The organism is Aeromonas sp. s8 (assembly GCF_040907785.1).
Lineage (GTDB): Bacteria > Pseudomonadota > Gammaproteobacteria > Enterobacterales > Aeromonadaceae > Aeromonas > Aeromonas veronii.
In genome coordinates this window covers 1-17,013 of sequence record NZ_JBFOCL010000025.1, presented here as the reverse complement: position 1 = coordinate 17,013, position 17,013 = coordinate 1, and the positions used below count along the sequence as shown (strand labels likewise).

General features: G+C 60.1%; 17 protein-coding genes and 1 tRNA gene. 9 read left to right on the top strand and 9 right to left on the bottom strand.

Translation table 11 applies throughout. From position 1 onward, the window contains the following. The first annotated feature begins 55 nt into the window (after positions 1–55). The gene (coaD, locus tag AB5Y86_RS08200) at positions 56–538 is read left to right on the top strand and encodes a pantetheine-phosphate adenylyltransferase (protein ID WP_040069411.1); all 483 of its coding nucleotides are present in this window, start codon (positions 56–58) and stop codon (positions 536–538) included. A 106-nt stretch (positions 539–644) separates the two neighbouring features. Here the strand turns inward: coaD and AB5Y86_RS08195 are convergent, their stop codons facing one another. The 6 genes from AB5Y86_RS08195 to radC form a co-directional block, all read right to left on the bottom strand. Continuing rightward, positions 645–1,580: a VirK/YbjX family protein gene (locus tag AB5Y86_RS08195; protein WP_368192563.1), complete on the bottom strand. Its 936-nt coding sequence runs from the start codon at positions 1,578–1,580 to the stop codon at positions 645–647. A gap of 114 nt (positions 1,581–1,694) precedes the next feature. Further along, positions 1,695–2,507, bottom strand: a complete 813-nt coding sequence (mutM, locus tag AB5Y86_RS08190; RefSeq protein ID WP_005357390.1) for a bifunctional DNA-formamidopyrimidine glycosylase/DNA-(apurinic or apyrimidinic site) lyase — start codon at positions 2,505–2,507, stop codon at positions 1,695–1,697. 24 nt (positions 2,508–2,531) lie between these two features. Beyond that, positions 2,532–2,987: a hypothetical protein gene (locus AB5Y86_RS08185; protein WP_005339507.1), complete on the bottom strand. Its 456-nt coding sequence runs from the start codon at positions 2,985–2,987 to the stop codon at positions 2,532–2,534. Positions 2,988–3,080: 93 nt separating this feature from the next. Next, a complete protein-coding gene (gene rpmG / locus AB5Y86_RS08180) occupies positions 3,081–3,248 on the bottom strand; it encodes a 50S ribosomal protein L33 (protein ID WP_005307500.1) in 168 nt (55 codons plus the stop codon). A gap of 11 nt (positions 3,249–3,259) precedes the next feature. Next, complete coding sequence (gene rpmB / locus AB5Y86_RS08175) at positions 3,260–3,496, bottom strand: 50S ribosomal protein L28 (RefSeq protein ID WP_005307492.1); 237 nt, start codon at positions 3,494–3,496, stop codon at positions 3,260–3,262. Between the two features lie 136 nt (positions 3,497–3,632). After that, positions 3,633–4,307 (bottom strand): DNA repair protein RadC, encoded by a 675-nt coding sequence (gene radC, locus AB5Y86_RS08170; RefSeq protein ID WP_058059080.1) that lies wholly within the window; start codon positions 4,305–4,307, stop codon positions 3,633–3,635. Between the two features lie 147 nt (positions 4,308–4,454). On the opposite strand from radC, the gene coaBC reads away from it, so the two are divergent. The 5 genes from coaBC to pgi all read left to right on the top strand — a co-directional run bounded on the left by coaBC (position 4,455) and on the right by pgi (position 9,861). After that, positions 4,455–5,657, top strand: coding sequence for a bifunctional phosphopantothenoylcysteine decarboxylase/phosphopantothenate--cysteine ligase CoaBC (gene coaBC, locus AB5Y86_RS08165; RefSeq protein ID WP_368192561.1), 1,203 nt, complete (start codon positions 4,455–4,457; stop codon positions 5,655–5,657). Between the two features lie 81 nt (positions 5,658–5,738). Beyond that, complete coding sequence (gene dut / locus AB5Y86_RS08160) at positions 5,739–6,197, top strand: dUTP diphosphatase (protein ID WP_005355985.1); 459 nt, start codon at positions 5,739–5,741, stop codon at positions 6,195–6,197. A gap of 68 nt (positions 6,198–6,265) precedes the next feature. Next, positions 6,266–6,862, top strand: coding sequence for a nucleoid occlusion factor SlmA (gene slmA, locus AB5Y86_RS08155; RefSeq protein ID WP_005339495.1), 597 nt, complete (start codon positions 6,266–6,268; stop codon positions 6,860–6,862). 165 nt (positions 6,863–7,027) lie between these two features. Further along, positions 7,028–7,864, top strand: coding sequence for a mechanosensitive ion channel domain-containing protein (locus tag AB5Y86_RS08150; protein WP_139735999.1), 837 nt, complete (start codon positions 7,028–7,030; stop codon positions 7,862–7,864). Between the two features lie 347 nt (positions 7,865–8,211). Then, complete coding sequence (gene pgi, locus AB5Y86_RS08145; protein ID WP_021231531.1) at positions 8,212–9,861, top strand: glucose-6-phosphate isomerase; 1,650 nt, start codon at positions 8,212–8,214, stop codon at positions 9,859–9,861. A gap of 156 nt (positions 9,862–10,017) precedes the next feature. Here pgi and ilvC read toward each other — a convergent pair whose 3' ends face one another. Continuing rightward, the gene (gene ilvC / locus AB5Y86_RS08140) at positions 10,018–11,499 is read right to left on the bottom strand and encodes a ketol-acid reductoisomerase (protein ID WP_041210772.1); all 1,482 of its coding nucleotides are present in this window, start codon (positions 11,497–11,499) and stop codon (positions 10,018–10,020) included. Between the two features lie 221 nt (positions 11,500–11,720). On the opposite strand from ilvC, the gene ilvY reads away from it, so the two are divergent. After that, the gene (ilvY, locus tag AB5Y86_RS08135; protein ID WP_005342097.1) at positions 11,721–12,614 is read left to right on the top strand and encodes an HTH-type transcriptional activator IlvY; all 894 of its coding nucleotides are present in this window, start codon (positions 11,721–11,723) and stop codon (positions 12,612–12,614) included. Here ilvY and AB5Y86_RS08130 read toward each other — a convergent pair. After that, positions 12,603–13,463, bottom strand: a complete 861-nt coding sequence (locus AB5Y86_RS08130; RefSeq protein ID WP_368192559.1) for a hypothetical protein — start codon at positions 13,461–13,463, stop codon at positions 12,603–12,605. The two genes, ilvY and AB5Y86_RS08130, sit on opposite strands and share 12 nt — an antisense overlap. Positions 13,464–13,655: 192 nt before the next feature. Here AB5Y86_RS08130 and AB5Y86_RS08125 point away from each other — a divergent pair, with 192 nt between their 5' ends. Further along, positions 13,656–13,847: a hypothetical protein gene (locus tag AB5Y86_RS08125; RefSeq protein ID WP_005339486.1), complete on the top strand. Its 192-nt coding sequence runs from the start codon at positions 13,656–13,658 to the stop codon at positions 13,845–13,847. A gap of 73 nt (positions 13,848–13,920) precedes the next feature. Next, positions 13,921–16,503, top strand: a complete 2,583-nt coding sequence (locus AB5Y86_RS08120; protein ID WP_368192557.1) for a GNAT family N-acetyltransferase — start codon at positions 13,921–13,923, stop codon at positions 16,501–16,503. 256 nt (positions 16,504–16,759) lie between these two features. Here the strand turns inward: AB5Y86_RS08120 and AB5Y86_RS08115 are convergent. Continuing rightward, positions 16,760–16,836 (bottom strand) — tRNA-Asp (locus AB5Y86_RS08115). Positions 16,837–17,013: the final 177 nt, after the last annotated feature.

Below are 17,013 nucleotides of genomic sequence, written 5' to 3'. Positions count from 1 at the left end.
TCTCAAGCGACGACCTTATAATGCGACCAAATTTCCAGGTTGCAGGACCGCAAAGATGACTACCAGGGTGATTTATCCCGGGACGTTTGATCCCGTTACCAATGGCCACGCCGATCTCATCGGCCGCGCCGCCAAGCTGTTTGACGAGGTGGTGGTCGGTGTCGCCAACAGCCCGAGCAAGCGACCTCTGTTCGATCTGGCAGAACGTGTCCAGCTTGTCCAGCAAGTGACCAGCACGCTTCCCAACGTCAAGGTGGTGGGCTTCTCCGGCCTGCTGGTCGATTTCGCCAAAGAGCATCAGGCCAACGTGCTGATCCGCGGCCTGCGCGCCGTCTCCGACTTCGAGTACGAGTTCCAGCTGGCCAATATGAACCGCCGCCTGATGCCGGAGCTGGAAAGCGTCTTCCTCACCCCGGCGGAGGAGAACTCCTTTATCTCCTCCACTCTGGTGAAAGAGGTGGCGCTGCACGGTGGCGACATTCGTCAGTTTGTCGATCCCGTGGTGGCCCAGGCCATCGCAGCCAAACAGAAAGGGTGATCCCCTTCCACACTCGCCATTCCCGACGGCAACTACGAACAAGGGCTACCCGCGGGTAGCCCTTGTTGTATCTCTCTCGCTATGGAGAGGTCAGCCCGCTTGCCGGTTACTGCCGGGCAAACCGCTCGTTCATCTCCTGCACCAGCAGATCGAGCCACTCATAGCGGCGCCGATACATGGCCCGCTTCTTGGAAGCGATCTCCTCCAGTGGCTTGCGCGGCTGGGCTTGCAGGGCGACAAAGTTGGCGTCTACATCCCGGGCGTCGAACTCCTGCCACAGCTCGTCATAATCGGCCTGCAAATTGGCTTTCTGCTTGCTGCTGTAGCGCTTGGCCTGAAACACGTGGGCCCGCTTGCGCACCGCCAGCACCTCTGCCGCCCCCATGGCCTGCGCCAGTTGCAGCACCAGCTGCACCAGCAGGGATTTGGGCCGCAGGCCGTGCCCCTCTTTGGTCAGCTCGCGCACCCGATCCTGAGCATTGTCGACCGCAGGCTCCGGCCCCTGCATGGAGCCGATCATCAGAATCAAACGATCCACGCTACCCGCCAGCGAAAAGGCGCAGCTGTAGAGGCGCTGCCCCTCTCCGTTGACGATGGAGAGTGCCAGCTCGGCCTCGCGGCGGAAGGTGCCATCGTGACGCAACAGAATGCGGCAGCCGCTCTGGGGATAGTGCCCCAACGCGATCCCCTCGCCCAGATAGAGGGGGTCGATCAGCTGCGGGTAGCACTCCAGCAGCAACCGATAGTGATTTTCCAGCATCTCGGCCCGTTGACGGGCGCTGGCACATGCGAAGCGATAGGGACGCATCGGCTTGTCGAGCAGCTCGGGATAGACCGCCGGCAGCGCCTTGAGCGAGTCGCACTGAAACAGGCTGAAGACCCGGCTCAGCGACTTGCGATAGAGCAGGCTGCGCAGCACGAACTTGCCGCGATTGAAGGTTTTCCGGTCACATCCCTCGGGGTAGAGGAAGCGGGCCATGGATTTTGCGCAATAGCGCTCCTGCCGGGATAAATATTCCCAGTCTATTGATTTAACTGTCATTTTTATATTCTCAAACCGCCTGAACGGTCGGGATACTAGTGACAGCTGTGCAAATCTTCAACAGAGTGGAAATACGCTGTTACAACTTCCCCCGGATTGGGGCAAAAAGTGCGCTCAGCGCTGGCAATGACTGCAAAAAACCGTGGTGCGCTGGCCCATTCTTGTCTCGGTCAGCAGGGTGTGACAGTGGAAACAGGGCTGACCGCCACGGCCATAAACCTGCAACTGCTGCACGAAATAGCCCGGCTTGCCGTCGGCACTGGTGAAATCCTTGAGAGTGGTGCCGCCCTGGCGAATCGCCTCGGCCAACACCCGCTTGATCTCGGCCACCAGGGTTCCCAACCGCTCGGCGCTGATATTACCCGCCGCCCGTTTGGGGTGAATGCCGGCAGCATAGAGCGCCTCGTTCGCGTAGATGTTGCCCACCCCGACCACCACCTGATTGTCCATCAGGAACTGCTTGATGGCAGTGCTGCGCCCCTTGGCGCGCCCCTGCAGGTAATCAGCACTGAAGGCATCGGTGAGCGGCTCTGGCCCCAGCTTGGCGAGCAGCGCGTGGGCTTCGGCCGGTTCCCGGGTCCACAACAGGGCGCCGAAGCGGCGCGGATCGTTGAGCCGCAGCAGCTTGCCATTCTCCAGCTCGATATCCACGTGGTCGTGCTTCTCGGCCGGGGTGCCGATATCCAGCACCCGCAAGCTGCCGGACATCCCCAGATGAAGGATGGCGGTGCCGAAATCGGTCTCCAGCAGCAGGTATTTGGCACGGCGACGCACCCGATGGATGGTGAGATCCACCAGCTCCTGAATCTCACCGGGGATCGGCCAGCGCAGGCGGCCATCCCGCACCACCACGCGCGTCACCTTGATACCGGTGAGCCAGGGGGAGATCCCCTGACGACTGACTTCAACTTCTGGCAATTCGGGCATGGGCACCTCGCAAGGAAAAGAAACTCAGGGAGCAGGACGCAGCAGATCGCGATACTGCTCGGCAGTGAGGGCGAGCCAGAGACCGGAGGGGAGCTGAGCGCCATATTGGCCGCTGTTCTGATAGAGGCCGATCTCGACCGGATCGTTCTGGCCGGCAATCCACACCTTGATGGCCACCGGGGTGCCGCGCACCACCTCGCCGGGGGGCAGCAACCAGCTCTGCCAGCGCGCCAGACGGGCATCCAGCTGAGCCGTGTCGAGCCCCAGATCCGGCACGCTGCGCCAGCCCTGACCAATCCGCTCAATCTGCCAGCTCGGCCCCTGCCAGGTGAGCACCACGGCCGCATCCGGCAGCAAGGGGCGAGCCCGCTTGGCGCTGTTCTCCTGCTGGGCAGTCTCCATACGATGCAACAGGGTGATCACGATCAGCACCACCACAATGATCACGTTATTCCAGCCTTTGCGGCTCAATTTGAACATGGCAAGCCTCCCTTTGAACCGGCAGTGTACTGAATTCGGCGCATAAAAAAACCCGGCACAAGGCCGGGTTTTTGGGAATGCAGCATCAAGTAATTACTTGATTTTGCCTTCCTTGTAGATCACATGCTGACGAACAACGGGATCAAACTTTTTGATCTCCATTTTTTCGGGCATGGTGCGCTTGTTTTTGGTAGTGGTATAGAAGTGACCAGTACCGGCGCTGGAGTTCAGGCGAATTTTCTCGCGAATACCTTTAGCCATGATCTAATTCCTTATACCTTAACACCGCTGGCGCGCAGTTCAGCCAGAACCACTTCAACGCCACGCTTGTCGATGATACGCATGCCTTTTGCGGATACGCGCAGGCTTACGAAGCGTTTTTCACTCTCAACCCAGAAACGGTGAGTGTGCAGGTTCGGCAGGAAACGACGCTTGGTGGCGTTGTTAGCGTGCGAACGGTTGTTACCAACTGCCGGGCGCTTGCCGGTTACTTGGCATACTCTAGACATGTCAGTCTCTCCAAATCTTACTTCATTGCTCGAGCAAATATCTGCCCCGCTGGCCTTCGATTGCGGGGCAAACAGAAGGCGGCATTTTATACAGCATCCGTGATCAAAGATCAACTAATACGGTGCCAGAGCACAGTTATAGCCAACCGCGCTCGGCAAAAGAAACCGTGATGCCATCACCGATCACCAAGTGATCCAGCACTCTGATATCGATCAGGGCCAAAGCGGCCGTGATCCGATCCGTGATCTGGCGGTCGGCCCTACTGGGCTCGGCGACGCCGGACGGGTGATTATGCGCCAGAATCACCGCGGCTGCATTATGTTTGAGCGCGATCTGCACGATTTCTCTTGGCCAGACGCTCGCCGAGTCGATGGTGCCGAAAAAAAGCTCAACAAATTGAATGACTCTGTGCTGATTGTCGAGCAACAACAGGGCAAACACTTCCCTCGGCCGATCCCGCAGCTGAGCCTGAAGATAGTCGCGGGTCAGCTGGGGCGAGGTGAGGGCATCGCCCCGTTGCAGCTGCTCGGCCAGATGGCGTCTGGCCATCTCCAGCACCGCCTGTAGCTGGGCATATTTGGCCGGGCCAAGGCCGTGCGCCTCGCAGAATGCCTGTTGATCCGCCCCCAGCAAGCTTCGCAAAGAGCCAAATTGATTCAATAGATTACGTGATAGATCCACCGCACTCAGGCCATTGACGCCGGTGCGCAGAAAGATGGCGAGCAGCTCGGCATCGGAGAGCGCCGCGGGCCCCTGACGCAGCAACTTCTCTCTGGGGCGTTCATCTTCCGGCCACTCTTTGATGCTCATTTGTCTCTCCCTCATCCCTGTTGAGAAAAAACATAGCAAAAAATTGCGCGCGCCCGACCACACCCCTTGATGCCAACCCCTGTCGTCATCCATTGCCTGTGGTATCTTAGCCGACCAGTGAGAATGAGCCGGATAGAGAAACAGCAGATGAGATTGGCCGATAAACGCATCCTGTTGGGTGTCAGCGGCGGGATCGCCGCCTACAAGAGTGCCGAGCTGGTACGCCGCCTGAAAGATCAGGGCGCCGAAGTGCGGGTGGTGATGACCCGCTCCGCCAAGGAGTTCATCACCCCGCTGACCCTGCAGGCGGTCTCCGGTCATCCGGTGGCCTACAGCCTGCTGGACCCCTCTGCCGAGGCGGGCATGGGCCATATCGAACTGGCCAAGTGGGCCGATCTGGTACTGATCGCCCCCGCCAGCGCCAACCTGATGGCGCGGATGGCGGCAGGCATGGCCGACGAACTGCTGGCCACCCTCTGTCTGGCCACTCCGGCGCCCATCGCGCTGGCGCCCGCCATGAACCAGCAGATGTATCTCAACGCCGCCACCCAGGCCAACCTCAAGACCCTGGCCAGCCGCGGCATTCTGCTGTGGGGGCCGGATGCCGGCAGCCAGGCCTGTGGCGATGTGGGCCCGGGGCGGATGCTGGATCCCCTCGAACTGGTGGATCGCTGCTGCCAGCAGCTGGCCGCCGAGCCCTTGCTGGCGGGCGTCAAGCTGCTGCTCACCGCAGGACCAACCCGCGAGGCACTGGATCCGGTGCGCTACATCAGCAACCACAGCTCCGGCAAGATGGGTTACGCCATCGCTCGCGCCGCCCGCGAAGCGGGCGCCGAGGTGACGCTGGTGAGCGGCCCGGTAACGCTGGCTACACCTGCTGGAGTCACCCGCATCGATGTCGAGAGCGCCGAGCAGATGCATCAGGCGGTGATGAGCCGGGTCGGCGAGTGCGACCTCTTCATCGGCTGCGCGGCGGTGGCCGACTATCGCCCCGAGCAGGTCGCCAGCCAGAAGATCAAGAAGACCGACGAAAACGACCAGATGGTGGTGAAGCTGGTGAAAAACCCCGACATCATCGCGGCCGTTGGTGCCCTTTCAGACAAACCCTTCACCGTCGGATTTGCCGCCGAAACCGTGGATGTGGAACAATACGCCCTCGACAAGTTGCAGCGTAAGCGGCTGGACATGATCGCCGCCAACGATGTGTCCCGCGAGGGGCAAGGCTTCAACGCCGATGACAACGCCCTGACCGTGTTCTGGCAAGGGGGCCAGGCCCCGCTGCCGCTGGCCGACAAGCTGACGCTGGCCCGTCACCTGATCGCCCTGATTGCACGCCACTACCGGCACTGAGCGTCCCGAAAGAACAAGACTCACGGCGCCCCGCCTTGCCAAGAGGGGCGCCAATACAAGATCCAACTGAAAAAGCGATTCATGACTACACAAATTGAACTGAAGATTCTGGATGCCCGTATCGGTACCGAGTTCCCGCTGCCCGCCTACGCCACACCGGGCTCTGCTGGCATGGATCTGCGCGCACTGCTGGATGCGCCGCTGACTCTGGCTCCGGGTGATACCACCCTGGTGCCGACCGGTCTGGCCATCCACATCCAGGATCCGGGTCTGTGTGCCACCATTCTGCCCCGCTCTGGTCTCGGCCATAAGCACGGCATCGTGCTGGGCAACCTGGTCGGTCTGATCGATTCCGATTACCAGGGTCAGCTGATGGTCTCGGTCTGGAACCGCGGCAAAGATGAGTTCACCATGCAACCCGGCGAGCGCATCGCCCAGCTGGTGATCATGCCGGTAGTTCAGGCCAGCTTCCAACTGGTCGATGAGTTCAATCAGAGCGAACGGGGTGAAGGCGGTTTTGGTTCTTCTGGTCGCCAATAACAGACCACACCAGCCTGATGGGCGGTGCTTAATAATAGAATCAAGCCATTGTTTTTTTAGGGGAATCCATGGCAAGCAGTAATCAGAAACAGAGTCGGCGCGATCAGATCCTGCAGGCGCTCGCCCATATGCTGGAAACCAGTCCGGGTCAGCGCATCACCACGGCCCGTCTGGCGGCCGAGGTCGGCGTCTCTGAAGCAGCCCTCTATCGACATTTTCCCAGCAAGGCGCGGATGTTCGAGGGGCTGATCGACTTTATCGAGGATTCCCTGCTGTCACGGGTCAATCTGATCATGGCGGAAGAGAAGGACACCATGGCGCGCTGCCACCATATCCTGCAGCTGCTGCTGGTGTTCGCCGAGCGCAATCCCGGCATTACCCGCATCCTCAATGGCGACGCCCTGCTGGGTGAGCACGATCGGCTGCGGGATCGCATCAGCATCCTGTTCGACAAGCTGGAGACCCAGATCAAACAGGTGCTGCGCGAAAAGCGGCTGCGCGAGGGTCAAGGCTTCCAGCTCGACGAGACTATGCTGGCCAATCTGCTGCTGGCCTACACCGAAGGCCGCATCAGCCAGTTCGTGCGCTCCGAGTTCAAGCTCAAGCCGACCGCCGGTTTCGAAGATCAGTGGCAATTTATCCGCAGCCAACTGCTGCAGAGCTGATGGTTTTTTCGCATCATTCAGCAAAAAGAAGGGAGGCTTTGGCCTCCCTTCTTTTTTGTGTCAGGTTTTTATGGCAGAAAAGAAGTACCAGATGCGACCCGTACTGTCGCGCTGCGGTGTTAGATTTATCCACCATAAACCTTTTAGAACCTGACAGGACATCCTATGGAACCCGAAATCATTACCGAAGCGCAGACCTGGCTGGTCAATAATCAGGGACTGCTGATCGAATACGGCGTCAATATCGCCGCCGCCCTGCTGACCCTGCTGGTCGGCTATATCGCCGCCAACCTCGTCAGCGGTGGCGTGGTCAAGGTGATGCAGGCCCGCAAGCTGGACACTACAGTCACCCACTTCGTCGGCAGCATCCTCAAATACGCCATTCTGGTGTTCGTGGTGATCGCCGCGCTGGGCCGTGTCGGCGTGCAGACCGCCTCCTTCGTCGCCATTATCGGTGCCGCCGGTCTGGCCATCGGTCTGGCGCTGCAAGGCTCGCTCTCCAACTTCGCTGCCGGCTTCCTGCTGATCATCTTCCGCCCCATCAAGGCGGGCGAGTTTATCGAAGTGGCGGGCACCGCGGGTGTAGTGCAGTCCGTTCAGCTCTTTACCACCACCCTCACCTCCGGTGACAACAAGATGGTGGTAGTACCGAACTCCGCCATCCTCAACGGCACCATCGTCAACTACTCGCGCATGGATACCCGCCGCGTCGATATGACCTTTGGCATCGGCTACGGCTCCGACCTGCGCAAGGCCAAGCAGATCCTGGAGCGTCTGGTAAGCGAAGAGCCGCGCATCCTGAAAGATCCGGCAGCTACCATCGCCGTTGCCGCGCTGGCCGACTCCTCGGTCAATATCGTGGTGCGCCCCTGGGTGAAAACCGCTGACTACTGGGGTGTCTGGTTTGACTTCCATGAGAAGGTGAAACTGACCTTTGATGCCGAAGGCATCGAGATCCCCTTCCCGCAGATGGTGATGCACATGCAAAAACCGCAGGCGTGATCGCGGTTCTGCTGCAACAGACAATGCCAGCCTTCGGGCTGGCATTGTCGTTTCTGGCCCCAGCCCATGGCCATGTCGGTGCATAACCACGCCAACCGGATGAAAACAATTTCAGGCTATCGGGGTGGCCCCAATCATGAGCAAGCGCAAGATCCGCCTTGCTTTCGTGACACATAATCCCAATGTTCTGGTTGTATGCTCCCGACACTGACCCATTGCGGTAAAAGACAATCGGTAAAAATCTGTTACACGGGCCGCCCGATCGGCTCGCTATAATGCTCGGATAATAAGGTTTGGCGGGACCTTGCCTGCAAGGTTCAAACACAACTTGGCATTTCAGGAATCCTATGAAAAATATCAATCCAACCCAAACCCAGGCCTGGCAGGCACTGGAAGCCCACTTTGCAGCAAACAAAGAGACTCGACTCAAGGATCTGTTCGCGCAGGACCCGAAGCGCTTTGACAAGTTTTCCCTTACCTTCGGCGGCGACATCCTGGTTGATTACTCGAAGAACCTGATCACCGAAGAAACCCTCAAGTTGCTGGTTGATCTGGCCAAAGAGACCGATCTTCGCAGCGCGATCGATGCCATGTTCAATGGCGACAAGATCAACATGACCGAAGGGCGCTCCGTACTGCACGTGGCCCTGCGCAACCGCTCCGACCGCCCCATCGAGTGCGATGGCAAAGACGTGATGCCGGAAGTGAACGCCGTGCTGGCCAAGATGAAGGGCTTCTGCGAGAAGGTAATCGGAGGCGAGTGGAAAGGCTACACCGGCAAGGCGATCCAGCACGTGGTCAACATCGGTATCGGTGGATCTGATCTGGGCCCGGTGATGATCACCGAGGCACTGCGTCCCTACAAAAACCACCTGCAGATGCACTTCGTCTCCAACGTCGATGGCACCCATATCGCCGAGACCCTGAAGAAGATCGATCCGGAAACCACCCTGTTCCTGGTGGCCTCCAAGACCTTCACCACCCAGGAGACCATGACCAACGCCCTGACCGCCCGTGACTGGTTCATCAACATCGCCGGTGACAAGGCCCACGTTGCCAAGCACTTCGCGGCCCTCTCCACCAACGGCAAGGCCGTGGCCGAGTTCGGCATCGACACCAACAACATGTTCGAGTTCTGGGACTGGGTTGGCGGCCGCTACTCCTCCTGGTCTGCCATCGGCATGCCCATCGCCCTGTCTGTCGGTTTCGAGAACTTCGAAGCCCTGCTGCAAGGCGCCTTCGAGATGGACATGCACTTCGCCACTGCCTCTTATGAGCAGAACGTGCCGGTGCTGCTGGCGCTGATTGGCCTGTGGTACAACAACTTCTACGGTGCCGAGTCCGAAGCCATTCTGCCGTACGACCAGTACATGCACCGCTTCCCTGCCTACTTCCAGCAAGGCAACATGGAATCCAACGGCAAGTACGTGGATCGCAACGGCAAGCCGGTTGACTACCAGACTGGCCCCATCATCTGGGGTGAGCCGGGCACCAACGGCCAGCACGCCTTCTACCAGCTGATCCATCAGGGCACCAAGCTGATCCCCTGTGACTTCCTGGCGCCGGCCATCAGCCACAACCCGATCGGTGACCACCACCCGAAACTGCTGGCCAACTTCTTCGCCCAGACCGAGGCGCTGGCCTTCGGCAAGAGCAAGGAAGAGGTCGAAGCCGAGTTCCTGGCGGCAGGCAAAACGCTGGAGCAGGTCAAGGATCTGGTGCCGTTCAAGGTGTTCGAAGGCAACCGCCCGACCAACTCCATCCTGTTCAAGAGTCTGACCCCGAAAACCCTGGGTGCCCTGATCGCCATGTACGAGCACAAGATCTTCGTACAGGGCGCAATCTGGAACATCTTCTCCTTCGACCAGTGGGGCGTGGAGCTGGGCAAACAGCTGGCCAACAAGATCCTGCCGGAGCTGGGCAACAACGAGGCTGTCACCAGCCACGACTGCTCCACCAACGGTCTGATTAATACCTGGAAAGCGTGGAAAGCCTGATTTATCCGGCCTTTCTGAATGCAAAAGCCCCGCTCGATGAGCGGGGCTTTTTTATGACTGTCAGGCTGGTTTTTCTGGCGGGCCGGTCGGGTGTCCAGTCCGACCGGCGACGGGGATCGTCATCCCCGCCCCTTCATCATCCAGCCCGATGCGGGCTTAACCGCCAACGGCGATGCGTTTCATGTCTTTCATATAACCGCGCAATACCTGGCCGATTTTTTCGATCGGGTGGTTGCGGGTCGCTTCGTTGGCCGCCAGCAGCGCCAGGTTGTCGACGCTCTGCCCTTCCGCCTTGCTGGCACCCAGATCGCCCGCTTTCAGGGTCGGCATGAAGTGCTCACGCAGCAACGGCACGGCGGCGTTGGCGAACAGGTAGTTACCGTACTCAGCGGTGTCGGAGATAACCACGTTCATCTCGTACAGACGCTTGCGGGCAACGGTGTTGGCGATCAACGGCAACTCGTGCAGGGATTCGTAGTAGGCAGACTCTTCATAGATGCCGGAGGCCACCATGGTTTCGAACGCCAGCTCGACACCCGCCTTGACCATGGCCACCATCACCACGCCATTGTCGAAGTACTCCTGCTCGGCAATCTTGCCTGCAAACGCCGGCGCATTTTCGAAGGCAGATTTGCCGGTCTCTTCGCGCCAGCCGAACAGCTTGGCATCGTCTTCGGCCCAGTCGGCCATCATGCCGCGGGAGAACTCACCGGCGATGATATCGTCCATGTGCTTCTCGAACAGCGGGCGCATCAGGGTCTTGAGCTGCTCGGAGAGCTCGAAGGCGCGCAGCTTGGCCGGGTTGGAGAGGCGGTCCATCATCAGGCTGATGCCACCCTGCTTCAGGGCTTCGGTGATGGTCTCCCAGCCGAACTGGATCAGCTTGCCGGCGTAGGCCGGGTCTGTGCCTTCGGCAACCAGCTTGTCGTAGCAGAGCAGGGAACCGGCCTGCAGCATGCCGCAGAGGATGGTCTGCTCGCCCATCAGGTCGGATTTCACTTCCGCCACGAAGGAGGATTCCAGCACCCCGGCACGGTCGCCGCCGGTGGCAGAGGCCCACGCCTTGGCGATGGCCATGCCTTCGCCTTTCGGGTCATTTTCAGGGTGAACGGCGATCAGGGTCGGCACACCAAAGCCACGCTTGTACTCTTCACGCACTTCGGTCCCCGGGCACTTGGGCGCAACCATCACGACGGTGATGTCGGAGCGGATCTGTTGACCCTCTTCCACCACGTTGAAGCCGTGGGAGTAGCCCAGCGCGGCGCCCTGCTTCATCAGCGGCATCACGGTTTTCACCACGTCAGAGTGCTGCTTGTCCGGAGTCAGGTTCAGCACCAGATCGGCGGTCGGGATCAGCTCTTCATAGGTACCGACCGCAAAGCCGTTGTCGGTGGCTTTCTGCCAGGAGGCACGCTTCTCGGTGATGGCGGCCTTGCGCAGGGCGTAGGAGATATCCAGCCCGGAGTCGCGCATGTTCAGGCCCTGGTTCAGACCCTGGGCACCACAGCCCACAATCACCACCTTCTTGCCCTTCAGCACGTTGCAGCCGTCCGCGAACTCTTCGCGCTGCATGAAACGACACTTGCCCAGTTGGGCCAACTGCTGACGCAGGTTCAAGGTGTTGAAATAGTTAGCCATGGTGATTGCTCCGTTCGATTGATTCCATGCCGGATAGCGGCGTTGTCTGAACCACTATAGCGCGGGACACTTATTGCCTGAACTGATATATTCGAAACAGTACATTGCAATAACTGAAACGCTAGCCCTTCATAATCGCCTGCTGAATGTACCGCGAGATGGCAGAAACAAGCCGCCAACCGCTGGATATCGGGCACACAAGCGGCGCCAGGAGCTGAAAGATGGATCTTCGCAATCTCGAGCTGTTTCTCCACCTCGCCGACTCCCTCCACTTCGGCAAGAGCGCCGATGCCATGGCGGTCAGCCCCTCCACCCTGAGCCGCGCCATCCAGCGACTGGAGCAGGAGACAGGCTGCATCCTGTTCGAACGGGACAACCGCTCGGTACGGCTCACCCCCGCCGGCGAGAAGCTGCGCGAATTTGGCGGCGGCCTGTTGCAGGAGTGGCGCCAGCTCAAGCAGGAGCTCAAGCGCAGCGATGAACCGCTGCAGGGGCGGCTGCGGGTCTTCTGCTCGGTCACCGCCAGTTACTTTCTGCTGCCCGAGGTACTGGAGCGCTTTCGCCGCCGCTACCCCCAGCTGGAGATCAAGCTGGAGACCGGTGACCCGGCGCTGGCGGTGGACAAGATCCTGGCCGACGAGGCCGATCTCGCCATCGCCGCCCGTCCCGACGCTCTGCCCGCCAAGCTGGAGTTCGCCAGCCTGCAACTGGTGCCGCTGGTCTTTATCGCGCCGCGCAATGCCCCGCAGCTGAACCAGTGGTTCCGTCAGGGCGAGCCGGACTGGGAGCAGCTGCCAGTCATCCTCTCCGAGCAGGGCTTGGCCCGCAAACGCAGCGATCAGTGGTTTCGCAACAAGGGGATCGCCCCCAACATCTATGCCGAAGTGGCGGGTAATGAGGGGATTGTCGCCATGGTAGCGCTCGGTTGTGGCGTAGGATTGGTGCCGGCGGCGGTGATCGACCACAGCCCGCTCGGCGACAAGGTGCGGATCATCGACCTCAAACCCGCCTTCAAGCCATTTGATGTGGGGATCGGGGTACTCAAGAAGCGGCTGGAGGAACCGCTGATCCGCGCCTTCTGGGATACTGCGCAGAATCAGGGCTCACTGCGCTGACACCGGATTATAGATAAGGGCCGGATCGGCCATCATGATGCGGCTGGGCAGCGGCAAGTCGGGGTTGTGCAGCTCGAGGCGCACCCGCTCATCCAGTTTCAGCCGCCGAATGGTGCTGCCAAATCCCTCTTCAAAGACCCGGTCAAAAGCACCAGACTGCCGCGCCCGCCGCAGGCCAAGCTCGATGCGCTGGGCCAGCTCCGGATATTTTGGCGAGACAAAGAAGAGCAGCGCCAACGGATAGCGAAACACCAGACGGGGCTCGATGGCGAGATCCGGATGCTGCCTGAGCTCATCCTCGATCTCGATGACCGAACGCAGGAAGCAGTCAAAGCGCTTCTTTCGCAGCATGTTGAAGAGCGCCTCATAAAGATTGCCCACCGTCACCTTGAGGCCGTTAGCCCGCAGCAACTGGGTGTCTGGCCAGGATCTGTGCTGACCGATGGAGAGCCCGGCGAGATGCCAGTCCGCCAACGACCCGATCGCGGCAAATCGCCCCTCATCCCCCTGCCGAATGAGGCAAACCCGCCAGCCGAGCAGCCCCTTGGCCAGCGGAATGTGGATTGCCAGCAACTCCCGTTCTCGCTCACCATCCGGGGCAAAGACACCGACCTGAACCAGCTCGCCGCTACGCAGCTCCTTCACCGCCCGCCCCTGCTCCATCTGCGGGCTGGAAACCAGCTGGTAAGGGCCATATTCGGGCACGGTGAGGTCGAGGGAGAGGCGCAGCAACTGGATGACGGCTGGGTTGGGATGATCCAGCAGCAGATTCCAGGCGCGGATAGGCTGCTCGGCTGCCGATACACCAGCCGCCCACAGTGCCATGCACCACCACCAGACTCTGATCATCCCGTACCCCATCCGTGCCTCGTGCTCCTCGCCATACTATAACGTCAGCCAGCGCCTCAACGGCGCCCTCTCTGAAAGATGTGTGAGCGCTCTTGTGTCAAATCTCGTGTCAAAAGTGACAATAGGCAAACCCGGCAGGTCATCGCAGACTGGGCGTTCATCAACAAACGCCAAGGCGCAGGGAGGAGAGCCATGAAACAGCATTTGGTAGAGATCAAGGGTTCAACCCTGTTTGACGAGTATCTGCAGAGCATGGGCGTGCCCAGTACAGCGCTCGATCGGGAGCAGGATATCTATCTGCAGGAACGCCACCTGGGAGCCATTCGCCGGGTGCAGGGCGAACTGCGCTTTTATCTGCGTGCCAATGCCCTGAACAAACGGTGATCAGGATCCGGTCACAGAACCCGCAGCAAAGGCGTATTAGACTGGTATCTTCCCCCTTTCGACGGGAGTGCCCATGATAGCAAGCGGTCTGGATCGGCTGTTCAAACCCCACTCAATCGCCGTGATCGGCGCCTCGACGGACCCGCTCAAGGCGGGTCACGTAATCGTGCGCCACCTGCTGGCGGGCCAGTTCAAAGGGCCCATCCTCCCGGTAACCCCGCGCAACAAGGCCATCGCCGGCGTGCTGGCCTATCCCGATATTGCCAGCCTGCCGCTGACCCCGGATCTCGCCATCATCTGCACCAGGCGGGAGCGAGTCTTGCCATTGCTGGAAGCGCTCGGCCAGAAGGGCGCGGGCGCAGCCATCATACTGGCCGCCGACTTTTCCCCCGAGGAGCGGCTGGAGCTGAAACGGGTCTGCCAGCAATATGGCATTCGCCTGCTCGGCCCCAACAGCATGGGGATGCTGCTGCCCGGCCAGGGGATCAACGCCAGCTTTTCACCCATTGCCGCCAAGCCGGGACAGGTCGCCTTTCTCTCGCAATCCGCCGCCGTCAGCACCACCATTCTGGATTGGGCCAAGCAGCATGAGCTGGGCTTCTCCGCCTTTATCTCCCTTGGTGAGCACTGCGACATCGACTTCGGCCAGCTGCTGGATCAGCTCTCCCGCGACAGCGTCACCCGCGCCATTTTGATCTACATGGACAAGTTGCACGACGCCCGCCACTTTCTCTCGGCAGCGCGGGCAGCCTCGCGCAACAAGCCGATCCTGGTGCTGAAAAGCGGGCGCCACGAACCGGCCCACGGTCTCGACAATGTCTATGATGCCGCCATCCGTCGCGCCGGCATGTTACGGGTGCGGGATACCCACGAACTATTCGCCGCGGTAGAAACCTTGAGCCACTCCATGACCCTCAAGGGAGAGCGGCTCGCCATCATCTCCAACGGCCGAGGGCTGGCCAATATGGCGGTAGATGTACTGCTGGAGCGGGGCGGCAAGCTGGCTCGCCCGCCACTCGATATCGGCAGCGATGCCACCATCACCACTTATCAGGAGGCGCTGGACAACGTGTTGCAGGAGGATGGCATCGACGCCATCCTGATCATCCACGCCCCCTCGCTCACGGCACCGAGCGCGCCGCTGGCCAGCCATCTAATCGCCCATCTGAAACAGCATCCCAGAGCGCGCCGTTTCAATATCCTCACCAACTGGGCGGGCGAATACTCGGCACAGGAGGGGCGCAAACTCTTTACCGAGGCAGGTTTCCCGACCTACCGCACGCCGGAAAGCGCCATGGCCGCCTTCATGCACATGGTGGAATACCGCCGCAACCAGAAGCAGTTGATGGAAACCCCGGCATCCCTGCATGGCAACCAGCTCAATGTCGAGCTGTGCCAGCAACTGATCCGCCAGGCGCAGGAGCGCAAGCAACTGAGGCTGGATACCCATCTGGTACACCCGATTTTGCAAGCCGCCGGTCTCTCGACCCTGCCAACCTGGATCGTCACAGACGCCATCGAGGCGACCCTCACCGCCGAGCAGATCGGCTATCCAGTGGCGGTAAAACTGCGCTCGCCCGATATCCTGCACAAGTCTGCCGTACACGGTGTGGTGCTCAATCTGCGCACCTCGGCCGAAGTGGCGCAAGCCGCAGATGCCATTCTGGACAGGGTCAAACAGCATGATCCGGGCGCCCGCATCGAAGGCTTGCTGGTGCAACGCATGGCTCGCCGCAGCGGCGGCCTCGAGCTGCGGGTACGCATCCAGCAAGACGCCATCTTTGGCCCCGTCATTCTGTTGGGTGAGTCGGGCGCCGAACCGCAGGAGATGGTGGCAGCGTTACCGCCGCTCAATCAGGCGCTGGCCCGTTACCAGATCATCGGTGCACTCAAGAGCCGTAAAATCCGCGAACAGGCGACGCCGGAACGACTGGATATCGATGCCTTGGGCCAAGTGCTTTGCCAGCTCTCCGAGCTGCTGCTCGCCTTTCCGGAAATTCAGGAGCTGGATCTGCACCCGCTACAAGCGTGCGGTGCCGAGATGGTGGTGCTGGATGCCAGCCTCACGCTGGCTGACCCCGCCCTCCCGGCCAGCAACCGACTGGCGATCCGCCCCTATCCTACCGAACTGGAGGAAGGCGCCTGGCTTAAAGATCAGCGCCATATCCTGCTGCGCCCGATCCGGCCGGAAGATGAACCGGCTCACAAGCAGTTCGTGCTGCAAGTCTCCGATGAAGACAGGTACAAACGCTTCTTCGCCGATGTGGGTGAACTGGGTCATGAAGAGCTGGCTCGTATGACCCAAATCGATTACGACCGGGAGATGGCCTTTGTGGCAGTGGGGCAAGATGGCGAGCTGCAGGATCAGATCCTCGGCGTGGTGCGCGCCATTTCGACCCCGGACCTGAGCGATGCCGAGTTTGCCATTCTGGTGCGATCGGACTTGAAAGGGGTGGGTCTCGGAAAATTGATGATGGAGAAGATCATCCGTTACGCCAAAGAGCAGGGGATTGGCCAGTTATCCGGCATGACCATGCCCAGCAATCGTGGCATGATCAACCTCGCCAAACGGCTTGGCTTCAAGATCGATGTGCAAATGGAAGAGGGGGTGGTCAATATGGAACTGCCCTGCAACCAGCAGGCGGCAGAAGCCTGATTTGGCCGCCTGTAAACTCGCTCAAATGGCTGATAAGGCTCGGATATAGCCAGAAAATGGTGGAAATAATCGGCTATCTGGCCATCCTTCCGACAGATAAAAGCGAGCCATTGGCTGGTTTAACAAGCTAAAAACACCAAAGCTCGGTCATGGGGCCGGGCTTTGGCGCACGTTCTGGTGTGCAAATCTGGAGGTCACTGGGTAAAGAACGCCCATAGCAAAAAGGCCTTCCCAATCGGGAAGGCCTTCGAATTAGTGGCGGAGCGGACGGGACTCGAACCCGCGACCCCCGGCGTGACAGGCCGGTATTCTAACCGACTGAACTACCGCTCCGCATTCGGTTAGCTTGCGCTAAATTGTTTGCCGCGTCAGTGAGGTGTCATCCTCGCAGCCAGTGACGTGATTCTTCACATCGCTGTTTAATTGGGTGCCTGGCAGTGTCCTACTCTCGCATGGCGAATGCCACACTACCATCGGCGCTACCGCGTTTCACTTCTGAGTTCGGCATGG

Bases quoted from the DNA above. Each gene is read 5' to 3' on its own strand.
- coaD (WP_040069411.1), top strand. From the start codon at position 56: ATGACTACCAGGGTGATTTATCCCGGGACGTTTGATCCCGTTACCAAT.
- AB5Y86_RS08195 (WP_368192563.1), bottom strand. From the start codon at position 1,580: ATGACAGTTAAATCAATAGACTGGGAATATTTATCCCGGCAGGAGCGC.
- mutM (WP_005357390.1), bottom strand. From the start codon at position 2,507: ATGCCCGAATTGCCAGAAGTTGAAGTCAGTCGTCAGGGGATCTCCCCC.
- AB5Y86_RS08185 (WP_005339507.1), bottom strand. From the start codon at position 2,987: ATGTTCAAATTGAGCCGCAAAGGCTGGAATAACGTGATCATTGTGGTG.
- rpmG (WP_005307500.1), bottom strand. From the start codon at position 3,248: ATGGCTAAAGGTATTCGCGAGAAAATTCGCCTGAACTCCAGCGCCGGT.
- rpmB (WP_005307492.1), bottom strand. From the start codon at position 3,496: ATGTCTAGAGTATGCCAAGTAACCGGCAAGCGCCCGGCAGTTGGTAAC.
- radC (WP_058059080.1), bottom strand. From the start codon at position 4,307: ATGAGCATCAAAGAGTGGCCGGAAGATGAACGCCCCAGAGAGAAGTTG.
- coaBC (WP_368192561.1), top strand. From the start codon at position 4,455: ATGAGATTGGCCGATAAACGCATCCTGTTGGGTGTCAGCGGCGGGATC.
- dut (WP_005355985.1), top strand. From the start codon at position 5,739: ATGACTACACAAATTGAACTGAAGATTCTGGATGCCCGTATCGGTACC.
- slmA (WP_005339495.1), top strand. From the start codon at position 6,266: ATGGCAAGCAGTAATCAGAAACAGAGTCGGCGCGATCAGATCCTGCAG.
- AB5Y86_RS08150 (WP_139735999.1), top strand. From the start codon at position 7,028: ATGGAACCCGAAATCATTACCGAAGCGCAGACCTGGCTGGTCAATAAT.
- pgi (WP_021231531.1), top strand. From the start codon at position 8,212: ATGAAAAATATCAATCCAACCCAAACCCAGGCCTGGCAGGCACTGGAA.
- ilvC (WP_041210772.1), bottom strand. From the start codon at position 11,499: ATGGCTAACTATTTCAACACCTTGAACCTGCGTCAGCAGTTGGCCCAA.
- ilvY (WP_005342097.1), top strand. From the start codon at position 11,721: ATGGATCTTCGCAATCTCGAGCTGTTTCTCCACCTCGCCGACTCCCTC.
- AB5Y86_RS08130 (WP_368192559.1), bottom strand. From the start codon at position 13,463: ATGATCAGAGTCTGGTGGTGGTGCATGGCACTGTGGGCGGCTGGTGTA.
- AB5Y86_RS08125 (WP_005339486.1), top strand. From the start codon at position 13,656: ATGAAACAGCATTTGGTAGAGATCAAGGGTTCAACCCTGTTTGACGAG.
- AB5Y86_RS08120 (WP_368192557.1), top strand. From the start codon at position 13,921: ATGATAGCAAGCGGTCTGGATCGGCTGTTCAAACCCCACTCAATCGCC.